The organism is Corynebacterium sp. HMSC034B08 (assembly GCF_001835805.1).
Classification (GTDB): domain Bacteria; phylum Actinomycetota; class Actinomycetes; order Mycobacteriales; family Mycobacteriaceae; genus Corynebacterium; species Corynebacterium coyleae.
Genome location: NZ_KV825931.1, coordinates 1 through 274, shown reverse-complemented (window position 1 = coordinate 274; position 274 = coordinate 1). Strand labels below are relative to the sequence as shown.

At 53.6% G+C, this 274-nt stretch carries 1 rRNA gene; it reads right to left on the bottom strand.

Annotated elements, in window-relative coordinates:
• A 23S ribosomal RNA gene (locus HMPREF2656_RS03080) occupies positions 1–274 on the bottom strand; the annotation flags it as partial.

Below are 274 nucleotides of genomic sequence, written 5' to 3'. Positions count from 1 at the left end.
CTACGACTACCCCACACAACGGGTTAACCTCGCGACATGCCGCTGACTCGCAGGCTCATTCTTCAAAAGGCACGCCATCACACACAAACGGTGCTCTGACGGATTGTAAGCGCATGGTTTCAGGAACTCTTTCACTCCCCTCCCGGGGTACTTTTCACCATTCCCTCACGGTACTATTCACTATCGGTCACACTGGGTATTTAGGCTTACCGGGTGGTCCCGGCAGATTCACAGCAGATTTCACGAGCCCGCTGCTACTCGGGGAAAACATGAT